The following is a 14,574-nucleotide window of genomic DNA, read 5'->3' as shown; positions in this document are numbered from 1 at the left end:
GGGCTCCTGCGCGACGAGCAGGTTTTTCGCCCGGTCTGACCCGGCCTCGACTCCAGATGCCGCAATGACCGTCGGGCCCGCCGCGATTGATCGGGTCTCATGCCCAAAGCTGCCTCGGTGCCCAGTAGCGGCACCGTATGGCCCCAACCCAGCCAGTAAAGCGTCGGCGAGCCAGCATCTGAAGGTGCGGCCGAAGCGATGTCGCTCGGCGGTCATGATCGCGCCGGTCATCATGCCGCAGCGGAAAGCTGCCGAAGCTCGTCCGGCCAGGTCGCTGACCGCCTCGTCGTCACGGGCTCAGCGGGATGGGCTGGCAGTTCACGCCCGGCCAATAGCATCCGGCCCGCGGCGCCGACCTCGTCTCCCGGTCGTGTGAGCAGAAGAACATCGCGAAGTGCGGCTTCATCCTCGACGCCGCGAGCCTGCTTCGCCGTACCGCGGCCGCCGAAAGCACCTAGGCGCTGTCACCAGGCGCCAGCCCACCTCTCTAGCTGGCGGACCATCGCATTGAGCGCGCCGATGGCCGGACCGGCAGTGATTGCAATGTCCTCAATGCGCCGCAACTGTTTGGGTCGGGGGCAACCCTGCGCAACCAGGCCGGCACCGCCGTTGTCGGCGCGGCTTCCGTGGCACCGGGAAGAGTGCCGTGGTGGCGCACGAGGGTTTTGGCTCAGAACCATGGAACACGATGGATGATCGCGGCGCTTTTGTAGAGCGAACGATAAGTCTTGCACGACCAGCCATTTATCCCTCGCCAATTCCATGCCGCGGGCAACCAGCAGGCGAACTCCGTCCGGACTGAGTACCCGTTTCAACGCGGGCAAAAGAAGTTGTATAGCCATGTCACGAAATGCTTGGTCCGCTTCTCTGCCGGCCGATGGTCCATGAAATCCCCTCCCCACCCATGACACCAGACACCTCCTTGCCAATATGCCGATCAAGCACCGGCCGCCATGGCACCAGCGTGAACTCGCGCGATTTCTCGATGACAGCGTATTTTCCGCCGGCGAGCTCGACGGAGCGGCGGAGCGTGCCTTCTATTCGACCTCCACTCTGGGCTTCAGAATAGGGCAGACCGAGTTCGTCAGACAGTTGACCGGCAACACGGTTCAGCTCACGTTGACGCAGGATCGAAAGCATGTTGGCGCGATAGACGATCCGGTCCTGCTCTTCCCGAGCAAGACCTTGCGCAATCAGCCACTGCCGCCGGCGGCCTTGCGCCTCTCGGACATCGCGGCCGAAACCAGAGCTGTGCAAGGCCTCCGGTGTGTCGGAAACCAGCTCTCGATCGAGCCAGGTGGCGCCGTCGAAGCTGACTTGTTGTTCCAGCAGCATTGATGAGAGCTTGTCAACCGTGACAGGCTCGGCCCCGGCCCGCTGACGCTCGTAGTCAGACACACGGTCGAGATGATCCGGTGCGACGATCCAGGTGCCGTCCGGCTCGCGCTCGACACGACCGGTCGCCCGGCGGATCGCCTCCAGTCGCCGCACGTGCGTTTCGGCAAAGCGTTCGGTGGCCGACGGGTCATGCTTGAGATGGATATCGATGCTGTAGCGCCCGTCATGGGCCGTGGCGATCTCGGCAATTGTGCGGTCGACTTGCCTTGGCCCGGTGTCCCTCGGCGTGACCCGCACTATGCAGCCCTCTGGCGTCGGTTGGGTGGCCTCGCCTTTGCCGATATCGACATAGTGGCTTTTGCCGTCCACGCCGTCGACGACGAGGTAATGGCGGTCAGTGATTTCGTCGGCCAGGCCGCGCGCAACGATGCGGCCGACGACAGGCTGCATCGGCTCTGCAGATCGATCATGGACAACATAGTCGGCGGCACTGCGGGCGAGCCCCTTGCCGGTCAGTTCGCGGTGCATGGTCTTGATGATGTCGCCCCGCTCGCCGATGCGGCGCAGCGTCGCTTCAAGCTCGCCATCAAGGCGCCAGCGGCCCGAGCCGACTTCCTCAGCCAGACCCATCCGCTCGAGCTTGCGCAGGCGCCCCTGGTGCAGCGTCTGGCGAAACGTGTCTCGGCTGGCCGGTGAGACATGCCCGTCATCGTCGCGCAGGCGGAGCAGCTGCCGATCGATGCTGGTGAAGCGTTCCCGCTCCATTTCCTGGCGCAGGCGTTGCTCGATCTCGCGGTCCGTTCTCGGGCCAAGGTCGAGGCTGACCAGCTCGGCCGCCCGTTCACGGATTCCAGACGAGATGTAGTCCCGCGCGATGACGAGGTTTTCGCCGCGCTCGTCCTTGCCGCGGACGATAATATGGGCATGCGGATGACCAGTGTTGAAATGATCGACGGCCACCCAGTCGAGCCTAGTGCCGAGGTCTTCTTCCATCTGCGCCATGAGGCGCCGCGTGAGCGGCTTCAGGTCATCATACTCGATGCCGTCTTCAGGGGCGACGATGAAGCGGAACTGATGCCGGTCGCCATCGGCACGATCGATGAAGGCCTTGCCATCGACGCGGTCGCTGTCGGCGCTATAGAGCTCGCCAGGCTCGCCTTCGCGGGTCACGCCGTCGCGCTGGAGGTAGCGAAGGTGTGCACGTGCCCCGTCAACACCCTTGCCGGCCAGCTTGACGATACGCGCCTTGACGACGGCGCGCCGCTGCCGAAACGCCGCGTGGGGGTCGCGCGCTCTGAGAACGGCGGCAGCAGCCCCGCCGCGCCCCGCCCGGCTTCCGATGAAGCGGCCACGGCGACCGCTGCCCCCGCCGGCTCGGTTGATCGCGGCGCGGATCTGGCCGGCGAAACGCTTGCCTGCCTTCGAGCCGCGCGATCCGATTTTGCCCAGGCTCGGCTTGAACTCTTCATCTTGCATTGAGCCTCCTAGTAATCTTAGGCAAAATCAGAGACTTGCCGGCAGCAGCTCTCCTGACGCTGAAGGCAGCCTCCGTGAAAAACGATGTGCAGACAAAGACTTCGCCGCCTCCAGGAGGCGATGCCTTTATCTTGCCTTCCGCGGACCTGCCTCCCTGCCTCCCTGCCCCGCCCGACCCACGGTACCCCTGCCCTCACCTGCGATCCGGCCGGCCTGACCTTGCTCGCTCCGATCCGAGCGGCACCACGATTTGGCCATTCGGATCGGTCGCGGAAACACCGTTTCGCAGGAAAAACAGCGACTGCCCGGACGGGATTTCCGGCGCTTTTCCGGAACGGGATTTGCCGGTGAACGCGTCCATGTCGGCGGCCGAGATCCCCGCCGCCTTGAGCTCTTCCAGATACGAAACCGTCTCGCTGGGCAGCGGTCGCCCACGCTGCAAATGCTGTTCGTAGCGGTCCGGCCCAGCGTTATAGGCGGCAAACAGGCCGGGAAAGCCGAAGCGGTCATACATGGCGTGCAGATAGGCAGTGCCTGCCAGAATGTTGTCGCGAGGGTCGTGCGGATCGGCCCCCAGGCCAAACTCTGCGCGCATCTCCTCGTAGGTGCCGGGCATCACCTGTATGAGGCCAATGGCGCCGGCGTGTGAGGCGATCGGCCGCCCGTCCAGCATTGTCTGCCCCCGGCTTTCGGCATCCATGACGGCATAAATCCAGGGCTGTGGAATGCTGAAACGCCGGCTTGCTTCGGCCACCAACGGCTGCCATCTTGCCAGCTGCGGACCACGGGAGATGGCGGCCGGCTGAGCGTCGGTCGCGGCGGAACAGGCGCACGGCGCTATCGCGACCATGCCCAGCATCAGGAGGGTTACTCGGTCCATAGCGGCACGAGCCTCCCGGCAATATTTTCGGCCGGCACCGGCCCGAAATAGCGGCTGTCGAAGGAGTGATTTCTATCGTTGCCGAGCAGGAAAACCTCGTCGGCGGCGAGCTTGCGGCAGGCATTCCACCAAGGCAGCGGACGGTGCTGCGTGTCGGTTGCCAGCCGGCGCGCGACAATCTCGCCGCCGATCATGATGGCGTCGCCGAAGGCGCAGACATGCTCGCCAGGCAGCGCGGCAAGGCGCTTGACCAGCGGCACGTTGCTGGGCAGATAGAAGCGTTCGGCGGCGAGATCGGCGACCGGTTTTGGCGGGCGGACGAGCACCAGATCGCCACGAGCCGGTGATCCGGACGCGACGCGATAGAGGCCGACCGGCGCACTGGCCGAGGCGTTCCAGACCAGCCAGGGCGATGGGTTGTCGAAAGCGGCGAAGCCGATCAGGCCGAGGCCTATTGTGGCCAGGGCGATCGTCTTGCGCGCCCGAATGCGCCGCAGATGGCTGCCGATCAGACGGATAGTGGGACGCCGGCTCATGAGCGGCCTCCCGCACCGGCCGAGCCGGAATCGTGGCCGCCATCCTCGGGCCTGGTCTCCTGCGCGCGCCCTTTCGACCAGTCGTCGAGCTCGTCGATGTGATACCGAACATAGCGGCCGTGCTTGCGGAATTGCGGGCCGCCGCCTTTGAGCCGCATCTTCTCCAGGGTGCGCTGGGACAGCCCGATATAGAAGGCGGCCTGCGCGGTGTTGAGAAACGGACTGCCCTTCTTGGCGCGGGCCGCGCGTTCGTTTTCGTCGTCCATGATGGTCCTCGTTTCGTTACGGACAAGCGAAGGCGAGGATCGGCGAGCGAGATCGTTTTGGGGACGGGCGAAGAGTGGGGGGCGAGTTTTCGCCGCCCCTTCTTGAGAAGAGCCCCGCGCCGGTTGCGGCGCGAGGCTCGAGGCAGGCGGTTCAGTCGACCGGGTTCCAGATGATGGCGTATGTGTCGTCATCATCCTGGCCGGCGGCGCGGCCGAGATTGGCGTAGAGCTTGCGCGGGCCGAACTCCGGGGCGGCAATCGACAGGCTCACATAGTCCTTGCCGGAGGTCTCGCCGGTGCGGATCCAGCCGGCCCCTACTTCGACCCCTTGCGTCAGCACCCGGAAGTCGGGATGGGTGTCGGCGCTCTTTGCCTGATTGGGCACGATGTCGATGTCGGCGCGGACGCTGAGCGTCTTGAGCTGGCCCTTGTAGCCGCCGTTTTCCTGTTTGGTGACGTATCCGATCGCGGTCATTTTCAGTCTCCTTTTTGGTGCTCGCCGGGGACCATTCCCCTGCGATGGCGAGACCGTGATGGGCGCGTCCGGACCGCGGAACCGGGACGGCCGCAGCGATAGCGGAGGACCCGAGCGGACAGCTTTTTTGAAGCGAAGCGGCGCGAGGAAGCCGCCGCAGGCGGCGGGGAAAAAAGCTGCTGGCGAGGGTTTCGGGCGGGCCGGATCCGCCCATAGGTCGTCAAGCCAGCCGCAGGGGAATGGTCCCTGAGACACATGGAGACAGGTGGCGCGATCGGTGACACAAGGAGCCGGCGGCAATGCAGGGGGCTGGCTGCGCGGGCTCTGTCGGCAACCGGATCGGACAATTGGACCCATGCGCGGAGCGCCTCGGCAAGCAACCCGGCGCGGTGCAGGGCTGCCGAAATGGGGGCGAGTTGGCGTCGGGATTTCTCGCGCAAGGCACTGGCTCGACAAGACGACCAATCGGCAGCCGACGCGGCCCGGAGCGGCGCGCGCGACCTGAGCGGCGGCACTCGAGAGAACCGCCGCTTGAGGCTGATCGGTTCATTCGCGCACGAACAGCGGCTGCATTTGTGCCCACTGATCGGCGGTGCGGAAGCCGCCGCGGCTGGTGTAGCTTTCGGCTGGGAATTCCATCCAGCGCGGCAGCCAGGCCTCGACCTTCTGGCGGCCATTCTCGCCCGCCAGGAAGTCGCGGATGATCTTCTTTTGCGTCTTGACCTTCTCGGCGACATTGCCATCCGCGACCAGCTTGCCGCCGACCTCGGCCAGCATCGAATTGGCGATTTCCTTGTCGCGCAAGAGGTCGAAGAAGGCGTCGTCCGGTTGCCACCATGCGCCCATATCGACATTCAGATGGTTGCCGAGCGCCTCGATGACGGCGCTGCCGGCTGCAAGCGTATCGGCCATGACAAGGGTGAGAACGCGCATGACATCGTCGTCGCAGAGCGCCAAGAGGCGCGCGAACACGCCGGCGATAGCAAAGGCGTCGCCATCGCCGCCGGCGACCACGCCATCCTCATCCGGTGATCCGAGCAGGGCCAACACTTCGCGCCGTTTTTTGCCGAATGCAGCTTCAGCCTTGCAGCCGGCAAGGCTGGCAGTCACCGTCTCGTTGGCCGCGCGCTGTGGCTCACGGCGCACCAGCCACAAGCCGGAACCGGTGATGGCGTGCGCCACCACGAGTCGCAGCGCCACGGCGGGATGGTCGAGCATGGCCGCGCGCACGGCCGCATGGCGATGCAGATCGACATAGTTCTGCATCGGGCCGGTGAGTTCGGGGCGCGGCGGCTTGGCGGCTGTTTCTTCTTGCTCACCGCCCTCGCGGGCGCGGCGGGCTTCCTTGCGTGACAGCCAGCCCTCGTGACACTCGACCTCGCCGCGATGCGAGACAGTGATGACGACCTTGCCGCCCTTCTTCTTCGGGGTCTTCTCGTGGTCCCATGGGTGGAAATACTGGCCCGGTTCCAGCAGCACCACCTCGCTCCAGCCGTCGTTGAGATAGGTGTCGCGTCTGGCAGCAATCGCTTCGTTCTGCTTTTGCCAGAACAGGTCGGCATCGGCGAAATAGCTGTCCTCGCCGAACAGGTCCGAGGTGATCAGGCCGGGATATTCGTCGATGGCAAACAGCGCCACCTTGGTGGAAATCGACTGGCCGCCGAACAGCCATTGCTTCAATTGAAAGCCACGCGGCGCGTATTGATCGGGATCGGCACAGAGTGCCAGCCAGTCCTTCTGCTGCGCCTTGGACGCCATGGTGAGATGGCGCACCGTCTCGGTATCGATCTCCTCGCGCCGGTAGGCTTCGCGGATTTTGGGCAAGAGGTCGCCAAGTGCCAGAATGCGTTTGACCTTCAGGTCAGTGATGCCGAAGGTCGCAGCGATATCGGGAACGGTGCGGCCTTGCCTGACGAGCCGCGAAAACGTCTCCCATTGCGATACTTCGTCAGGATCGAGGCGGGCGAGGTTTTCGATCAGCGAAGCTTCCAGCGCATCGGCGTCATCACCGTCCTCCATGATGGCGCAGGGCAAGGGATCGCCTTCGCCGCGCTCGTCGGCAAGCGATTTCGCGGCGAAATAGCGCCGCCTGCCGGCAACGATCTCGAAGGTTTCCGGTTGGCCGTTGGGCCGCACAAGGAGAGGCACCAGCACGCCGCGCGCACGCACTGACGGCAGGATGTCGGATATGTCGGGCGCGCGTTTTCCATGGCGCATGTTGAGCGCGGAAATATTGAGCTGATCCAAGGGGATGTGGGCAAGCTGCATGGTTACTCTCTTTCGCTTTGGTTGAGGTTGTCCCGCCAGAGGCCGAAGGCCGGCGCGGCGGGACGGTTTTTGCGCCTATCGGCGCTGCTGTTCCGCCGTGTCGGGCGGAAGCTCGGAATGGGGCTTTGAAAGGGCGTCTGCTGCCTGCCGCAGAAGTCGCTCGGCCTCGGTGATGTGGCGGCAAATGCGGGCGGCTTCGGCATAGACGGAGAGCGGAAAGCGCGCCTGGAAATGCAGGTCGCGCTCTATGCCGAGGCCAAGCGGACCTTTTACGGATGCAAGCTCGGCCAGACTGACGCTGCCGAGTTCGGGGAAGCCGAAGCCGAGATCGCAAAGGCCGAACAGCGTGTCGCCATCGGCGTCGAGTTCGGTCAAAAGCCACGTGGCGGCACCTGTGGGATTAAACAGTTTCACAACGGGAAAATGGTCAATGTCGGCGTCGGCGGCGCCATTGGCGAGCAGTCGTGCGCGCAGTCGATCAGTGATCAGGATCATGGAAAGACTCCTTGTCAGAACAGGTCGAGTTGATTTCTGCTGGCTTCATCGAAGAGGCCGAAATCGAGCGGCTTTTGCGCCGCGCGCGGACACATCGGCGCGTCCATCAGAAGGGTGAGCCGATCGCGCGTGGTTATCGGCCGAACACCGGGAATGAGCATGCTCGCCTTCCGGCGTCGGCTCGGTCGCGGTCAGTTGAGGATCGCGCATCGTCATGCCGCAATCCCTTCCTGCGCCTCGCCTTCGGCATCGGCCTGAAGGCCAAGCAGGAAATCGGCGGCCTTGGAGGCAAGACTGGCGGCACGGAAGATGGCGCGGTTGTCCTCGCGCAGCACCTTCAGCCATGAGCCGACGTAATCGGCATGACGCACGGTCGGCTCGATACCGAGATTGCTGCAGACGAAGGCGGCAGTGATTTCGGCGACCAATTCTTCACGCGCGTAAGCCTTGGAGCCGAACGAGCCGGAGAGGTCGCGAGCAAGCCGCGTCGGGTGGCCGGTCCAGTGGCCAAGCTCGTGAAAGCAGGTCCGGTAATAGTCGATCTGGTGATGGAACGCCGGCTGCGGCGGCACCTGAATGTGGTCGCTGCCCAGCATGTAGAAAGCGCGATCGCCGCCGACCCTGAAATCCGCACCGCTGGCGCGAATGAGCGTCTCGGCCTGCGGCACGATCTCGCACTGAGGCAGCGGCTCGGCGGCGGCATAGAGGTCTTCCGGAAGATTATCGCACTGCGCGACATTGAAGACGGTGAAGCGCTTCAAAAAAGGCACGGCCTGTGGTTCATCGCCCTCGTGGCGTGCGCGCTCCTTCTCGTCCTTGGGGACAAAGCGGTCGGCATGCACGATGGTCGTGCCGCGCTCGCCCTTCCTGACATTGCCGCCAAGGACGAGCGCCTGCCGGAAGGTGAGCCAGTTCTGGCTGGGATAGCTGCGCTCGATGACCGCGCCCCACAGGATGAGGATATTGATTCCGGAATAGGTGCGCCCAGAGGATGCATTCCTCGGCAGGCCAAGGCCTGCCTTTGCGCTGCCCCATGGCTTGACCCATGGCACGGTGCCGCGCTCCAGCTCGGCAATGATGCGGTCGGTGATCTCCTGATAAAGGCTGGCGCCCGGGCGCCCGCCCTTGCCTGCGCCAGCCTCTGTGCTGGCACAACGCTTGCTGTTTGCATGCATCGTCTCATCCTCCGCTCGCCAATCGCCGCGCCTTTCCCCGGAAGCGGGGTGGGCGGCGAGTCGCGACCGGAAAGGCCCGCCGTGGTAGGCGGACCGCATCCGAAGGACCGGAACGAAGAGCAGGACCCTGAGCGGCACGCGAAGGGTTGCGGGCTGCCGCGGCGGGCCTAGAAGGGAGTGCCGCCCACCCCGCGCCACCGGGAAAGGCCAACAGACAAACCGCGCCGCCCGCAAGGGCGGCGGCCGTCTCAGCCCGAAGGGCTGCCCACGCCAAGGGGCGAAGCCGAATGGCCGAGACCGCCTGAGCTTGCCGAAGAAAAGCGGGCTCGGTTCACGAGCACCTGGTGCGCGTCGTCAGGCGCGCGGGCGCCCGCCAGGACGGCAGGCTGGACAGATTTTTCGAACGGATCGCGATAAATACTTCAAATGAATGCTGCACCGAAAACATGTGCAATGCAGCATTTTCGCAAGCATTTACCACGGACGCTCAGACCCGAGACTTCCGCCACCCAGCCTTGCGCGCGGCTTCCTCCGAACAAAACCAGCGCTCGCCTTTCAACAGGTTGATGCGCGTCTCCCAGTAATATTCCTGTCCGGGAACATGATAGATGCGCTCGCCCGTGTTGTAGCTGATATTGGCTTTGATGTTGCAGCCGAGAGCGGCAGGGCCGATTTCGAAGGCAAGAAAGCCAGCCAGGATTGTTCCACCAGCAACGATCTTTGCCCACAACGGAGCGTCCTTCGAACGATGGCACTCGCCATACCTGCGACGGTTGTACCGATTGTCTTGATAGCGATGGTTGCCCACGCCCCTTTTCCCCGAAGAGTGAATGCGACGTTTGCAGCCTGGAGTCTATAAGTCTGGTCTAATTCACCGGTCCTGTTCCGAACCATTGAATGAACGGCGCATCCTTACCGGTGATATCCTTCACCGTCTTCAACAGCGCTTCATGGGTGCGTTGGAGAGCCCGGTAATGGTTGCTGGTAGGTGATAGAAGCGGCTGGACGATGCTCTGGTGCAGCCGTTCCGCCTCCGCGAGAAAGCGCTCGATTTCAGCCTGTGAAAGCTGCTTGGAAAGTTTGGTCCTAGCCATTGCGATCTCCGTTGAGGAATTGCCCCACCTAGGATTATTATCCTATATCGGCATGGCTTGGTAAAGACCCACCCGCAGCGGAATGGCAGCTTGCCGAAGAAAAGCGCGCTCGGTTCACGGCACCCGCGCGAGCCGTTAGGCGCGCGGGCGCCCGCTAGGACCGCAGGCTGGACAGAATCTCGCACGGATCAGCGTCAAGCGCCGCAGTTAAGTCGAGAAACTCGATGACGTCGAGACGACGCTCTCCACCCTCGTACTTGGCCACGAAGGATTGGGGACGATCAAGCTTCTCGGCCACCTGCGCCTGAGTCAGGCCTTTGGCCTTGCGCAGGGAAACCAGCTGGGCCAGAAACCGCTGGTGGCGGGGCGATCGAAGAGACTTGGGCATGTAGGCGAACCGGTCGGGTAAAGACCGGATCAGCGACTAATCCCGGTTTCGGATTATCCCATTTTAGGATATGCTGCGTTGCATCCAGCGCTCAACAGCCGAGGCTCGCAACAGGCATGAATCGATCAATGGGAACAGATGAGACTCGAAGCTCAACTCTGTGTGACGAAGTCCCCTGGTCGGATAACCTCACGAGCTACGACAGGCAGCATTTCACGATCTACCTGCGGATCCTGGATGCCTGCGCCGACAACGCCAGCGAAGAGGAGATGGCCGATCTCATTCTCGGCATCGACCCGTCCATTGAACCGGTCCGCGCCCGCAAGGCTCTTCGCAGCCATATCGACCGTGCGAACTGGATGGTGACGACTGGCTACAAGGAACTGTTCGCCGGCTGACGCACAGCACGGACTGTCATGCTCTTCAAACAAGGACGTTCAGATACCCGCCATTCATGAGCGCACGGCTGCGAGAGACGGCGCGGCGGGAGCGGTCACAACTGGTTCGCGTGCTGTTTGACTGCCATTTCTAGTGCTTGGCTCAGAGGCACAGCCTTGGAGAACAGGAAGCCTTGAGCGGTTCGGCAGCCAAGCTTGTGCAGGGTTTGCCGATCCGCCTCTGTTTCGACGCCCTCGGCCATGACCTCGATCCCGAGCATGTTACCGAGATCGATGACCGATTTGACAAGCAGTCGGTCCTCTCGGGATTTGGCCAAGCCGCGAATGAAGCCCTGGTCTATTTTCACCTTGCGTATCCGACTGTCCTTGAGCGATGCCAACGTAGAAAAGCCGGTGCCGAAGTCATCGAGCGCGATGGAAATGCCGGCATGTGAAAGCCGTCCGAGCTTTTCATCCACTCTGTCCGGGTCAACCGGGGATTCTTCGGTAATCTCGATCTCGAACATCGTTGCAGGGAGATCTCTTGCCGCCAGACCATCCAGAACCATGTCGTCGATATCGCCGGCTTCCAGTTCGCGCGGTGAAACATTCATCGCCACACGGAGATCACGACAGTCAGCTTTCACCAAGCCGTCGATAAAAGCACAACAGTCGGCGAATACGGTTTGCGTCAGCAGCTGAAGCATTCCGGTTTCGCGTGCAGCTGTGATGATTTCGGGTGGAGAGATGGCACCATGAGTCGGATGGGACCACCTCAGCAAGGCTTCAAAGCCGACCACGGCCTCGGTGTCGAGTTTCACGATCGGCTGGAACCAAGGTTGCAAGCTTCTCGTCTTTATCGCCGAATGAAGGTCCCGTTCGACGGACTGGCGGCGTTGCAGTTCCCTGTCGAGTTCGGCATCGAACAGGCAAAATTCGTTCCTGCCACGACGCTTGGCCGTATAAAGGGCGATATCCGCCCGCAACAACATTTCGGTCAGGCCCGGGCTTTCCGCCAGGTATATTCCTATTGATGCCCCGACCCGGACGGACGCGACCTCGATATAGGGGCGGGCAATTTTGGCTATGATATTGGAGGCGAGATCACTGGCAGAAAGCGAAACCCTCGTTGAGGGAAAAAACAGCACGAATTCATCGCCGCCGATACGAGCGAGCGTTGAGCCTTCCGGTGCTTCCTCCTCTATGCGGCGGGCGATCCTGACAAGCAGTTCATCACCGGTCCTGTGACCGTAGGTATCGTTGACGGATTTGAACCCGTCCAGATCAATCAGCATTGCCACGAAGGGGCTATCCGCGGTCTCGAACCGTCCGATAGCGTGTTCGAGGCCACGCCTGTTGAGAAGGGCCGTCAGGTGGTCCTGCCTGGAACTGGCCTTCATCTCCGCCGCAAGCCGCTCGGCCTCATGCCTCAGGCGGCTCGCTTCGCGGAACCGTGCTTGTCCAACAAACGAAGCTCGAACCAAGCCGCCCATGAAGAGCAGAACGGTAAAAGCCAGAATGTAGTCTTCAAAATTGCCTTTCGCCAAAAGGCAACCCACCGTGATGAGGAGCGGAGGTGTGATGAAGTTGGTCGCCGCCGCGGCATACGAACTGCCGTATGTAACCGCACCAGCTGAAATGCCCGCCAGAATGACCAGATGCAGCGGTGCTTGAGGTGTCGTGTATCCAACAGTCAGGACGGCCAGGAAGGACCAGGCAAACCCTGCCAGAAGAGCAAGGATGCCAAACCAGCGAAGCCGCGGCAAAACCCCCACGAAATTGTCATGGCGCCCCGTTTCCTTTAGCTGATAACGCGCGAGTGCAAGGCGGGCGGCATTTATCGCATTGACGACCAGGAACCAGATTGCAGCGGCAAAGCCGCTGCCAGAAAGGGCGTGCACCGCCCAAATCAGGCCTGACAGGATACCGCTTATCGGCATCGACACGAAGAGGCCGGTCCTCAGGTCAGCAAGCTGATCCTGACGGATTTTGGCCTCCAGCGTGTCTACTTTCTTCGGGGCCATGGACGGACCAGCTTGCTCCCATCGTTGTTCGCGAGGACAAGCTTACGCAGGCCCACTGAAGGACGGGTTAACTATCCAGCGGGGGTAACCAGTGCGCTCACCATGTCTTCGGGGCGCACGTCTGCTCTTGGCCTTGCCGTCTGACCATCAAGGTCTCGCCCGCACGCGTGCCTTGATCCGAATCATCCCAGGATCGGCAACGTCACCATGGAAGCAGCCTTACGAACGGCATCAAAACGCCCGGCGAGACAAAAGGAAGCCGGGCCGAGATAGCGTTCCAGAGCGGCAGCGCTGCCTGCGATTCACCGCCTGAGCATGGCCGAAATGCCATGGCGGATAAAGGGAAGATATTGGGCAAAGCGAAGCCCTGCATGTCTTGCAAGCCGTGCCGCCGGGTGCTCGCCTGAGTAGAGAGCGACAAGTGCATTCGTAGCATGATAGAGCGGTGCCGCCGACAGACGCAGCCGGCTTTCGTATCTGCCGAGTATGTCGGGATCAGCAATGTCGCGGCGCTCGCGACATGCCGCCAGGATTCCATCGGCGAGTTGCTTCTGGCCACTGAGGCCGATGTTGAAGCCATGCGCGGTCACCGGGTGCATGCCGAGGGCAGCATCGCCGATCAGTGCCGCACTCGGAGCCCAGAACTTGTGCGCCCAGGTCGTGACCAGCGGATAGGCATGGCGGGTGCTTGCCAAGGTCATCTCTCCGAGGCGTCCTCGACACCGGCTCGTCGATTCCATGAGGAACAAATCGTCGTCGAGAGCAAGCAGTCTGTCGGCCTCGCTTGAGCGCAAAGTGAGAAGCAGCGACGATACGCCTTCCATGAGCGGCAACATCGCTATCGTCTGATGGTGATCGAACCATTCGACCGCGATCTGGTGATGGGCGCGCTCGTGCCTCACCCGGCAAATCAGCATGGAGTTGCCAAGCCGATTGATGTCGGCGCCAATGCCGAGCAGGTCGCGCGTCGCGGACAAACGCGAATCCGCTGCAACGAGCAGCCGAGCGGCCAATTGCCTGCCATCACAGAGCCTTATGACTGCTTCTTTGTGGCTGGTTGTTGCATTGAGGACCGAGTGGCCGCACAGCAGCCGGGCATGATCCTGGAAGCGGACAATCTTGAACAGGGCGTCGCGGATCCGACAATTTGGGACCAGAATTCCGAGTGGTTCCCCAGATCCGCTGGGAGAATCGAAGCTCAGGGCGAAAGGGCTCGATCCGTTGAGCACGCGCGCGCCTTGTAGCGGTGATTTGTCCGAAGCGGGGATGGCATCCCAGGCGCCGAGCTCGCGAAGGATTCCAACCGATGCGTGGGTCAGCGCGATCTCGCGACCGTCGAAAGCCGGATTCGCCAGGCTTTCGAGCGACTGCCGTTCAACCACTGCCACCTTGAGTCGGCTCTGGGCAAGCGACGCGGCGAAGGAAAGTCCGACCGGCCCGGCTCCGACGACAATAACGTCGAATCTATCGACAGAGCCGGCCATCAGCGTGCCGCCATTGCGTCGGCTATCTGCGACGAAGGGCACTGGAACGCATCGCAATCGATCCACGGTTTGCGGCTCATCTCCCCAAGCGTCTCCACGCGACCTAACCGTCCGTTAGACATCCGTTCTCCGTTCAAAAATGCTCAATGAAACCATGCCTATGAAGAGATAACCCTGATCTGGATCAACCAGGCTCGATAAACGCGGCAACGGCGGGTTCACGGTCGACTGGTCGACCGGCACACCATGGTCTGGTCAGGTCATCATGGAATGGCCGGCTTCCCGTTCGGTGCGGCCC

The 14,574-nt window shown here is 62.6% G+C and carries 15 protein-coding genes; 1 reads left to right on the top strand and 14 read right to left on the bottom strand.

Annotated features, from left to right (window positions below; genetic code table 11):
- Positions 1-843: 843 nt before the first annotated feature.
- The 12 genes from rlxS to NKH33_RS29750 all read right to left on the bottom strand — a co-directional run bounded on the left by rlxS (position 844) and on the right by NKH33_RS29750 (position 10,391).
- Complete coding sequence (gene rlxS / locus NKH33_RS29805) at positions 844-2,814, bottom strand: relaxase/mobilization nuclease RlxS (protein WP_352922894.1); 1,971 nt, start codon at positions 2,812-2,814, stop codon at positions 844-846.
- 193 nt (positions 2,815-3,007) lie between these two features.
- On the bottom strand, positions 3,008-3,694 hold the full coding sequence (locus NKH33_RS29800) for a lytic transglycosylase domain-containing protein (protein WP_352922892.1): 687 nt from the start codon (positions 3,692-3,694) through the stop codon (positions 3,008-3,010).
- Positions 3,682-4,230: a signal peptidase I gene (lepB, locus tag NKH33_RS29795; RefSeq protein WP_352922890.1), complete on the bottom strand. Its 549-nt coding sequence runs from the start codon at positions 4,228-4,230 to the stop codon at positions 3,682-3,684. The genes NKH33_RS29800 and lepB overlap by 13 nt, the downstream gene beginning before the upstream one ends.
- Positions 4,227-4,496 (bottom strand): helix-turn-helix transcriptional regulator, encoded by a 270-nt coding sequence (locus tag NKH33_RS29790; protein ID WP_352468501.1) that lies wholly within the window; start codon positions 4,494-4,496, stop codon positions 4,227-4,229. The genes lepB and NKH33_RS29790 overlap by 4 nt, the downstream gene beginning before the upstream one ends.
- A 151-nt stretch (positions 4,497-4,647) precedes the next feature.
- Positions 4,648-4,971 carry a DUF736 domain-containing protein gene (locus NKH33_RS29785; RefSeq protein ID WP_023672372.1) on the bottom strand — a complete coding sequence of 108 codons (324 nt, stop codon included), beginning with the start codon at positions 4,969-4,971 and terminating at the stop codon, positions 4,648-4,650.
- Between the two features lie 546 nt (positions 4,972-5,517).
- Positions 5,518-7,239, bottom strand: coding sequence for a ParB/RepB/Spo0J family partition protein (locus NKH33_RS29780; RefSeq protein ID WP_352922888.1), 1,722 nt, complete (start codon positions 7,237-7,239; stop codon positions 5,518-5,520).
- A 75-nt stretch (positions 7,240-7,314) separates the two neighbouring features.
- Entirely contained in the window at positions 7,315-7,734 is a 420-nt protein-coding gene (locus NKH33_RS29775; protein WP_352922886.1) for a DUF2958 domain-containing protein, read from the bottom strand.
- A gap of 14 nt (positions 7,735-7,748) precedes the next feature.
- Positions 7,749-7,895 (bottom strand): hypothetical protein, encoded by a 147-nt coding sequence (locus NKH33_RS29770; protein WP_352922884.1) that lies wholly within the window; start codon positions 7,893-7,895, stop codon positions 7,749-7,751.
- Positions 7,896-7,946: 51 nt separating this feature from the next.
- Entirely contained in the window at positions 7,947-8,909 is a 963-nt protein-coding gene (locus tag NKH33_RS29765; RefSeq protein ID WP_352920105.1) for an ArdC family protein, read from the bottom strand.
- Positions 8,910-9,396: 487 nt separating this feature from the next.
- Positions 9,397-9,717, bottom strand: coding sequence for a sunset domain-containing protein (locus NKH33_RS29760; protein WP_352922882.1), 321 nt, complete (start codon positions 9,715-9,717; stop codon positions 9,397-9,399).
- A gap of 58 nt (positions 9,718-9,775) precedes the next feature.
- Positions 9,776-10,003, bottom strand: coding sequence for a hypothetical protein (locus NKH33_RS29755; RefSeq protein ID WP_352453620.1), 228 nt, complete (start codon positions 10,001-10,003; stop codon positions 9,776-9,778).
- Positions 10,004-10,157: 154 nt separating this feature from the next.
- Positions 10,158-10,391 (bottom strand): helix-turn-helix domain-containing protein, encoded by a 234-nt coding sequence (locus tag NKH33_RS29750; protein WP_023679646.1) that lies wholly within the window; start codon positions 10,389-10,391, stop codon positions 10,158-10,160.
- A 128-nt stretch (positions 10,392-10,519) separates the two neighbouring features.
- Here NKH33_RS29750 and NKH33_RS29745 point away from each other — a divergent pair, with 128 nt between their 5' ends.
- Positions 10,520-10,789: a DNA -binding domain-containing protein gene (locus tag NKH33_RS29745; RefSeq protein ID WP_352922881.1), complete on the top strand. Its 270-nt coding sequence runs from the start codon at positions 10,520-10,522 to the stop codon at positions 10,787-10,789.
- 95 nt (positions 10,790-10,884) lie between these two features.
- Here NKH33_RS29745 and NKH33_RS29740 read toward each other — a convergent pair whose 3' ends face one another.
- Together NKH33_RS29740 and ubiM are read right to left on the bottom strand one after the other, a co-directional pair.
- Positions 10,885-12,792, bottom strand: a complete 1,908-nt coding sequence (locus NKH33_RS29740) for a putative bifunctional diguanylate cyclase/phosphodiesterase (RefSeq protein ID WP_352922879.1) — start codon at positions 12,790-12,792, stop codon at positions 10,885-10,887.
- A 302-nt stretch (positions 12,793-13,094) separates the two neighbouring features.
- Complete coding sequence (gene ubiM / locus NKH33_RS29735) at positions 13,095-14,276, bottom strand: 5-demethoxyubiquinol-8 5-hydroxylase UbiM (RefSeq protein WP_352922915.1); 1,182 nt, start codon at positions 14,274-14,276, stop codon at positions 13,095-13,097.
- Positions 14,277-14,574: the final 298 nt, after the last annotated feature.

Origin of the sequence: Mesorhizobium sp. M1182 (genome assembly GCF_040318335.1) — a bacterium.
GTDB lineage: Bacteria > Pseudomonadota > Alphaproteobacteria > Rhizobiales > Rhizobiaceae > Mesorhizobium.
This window is presented reverse-complemented; position numbering and strand designations above follow the sequence as displayed.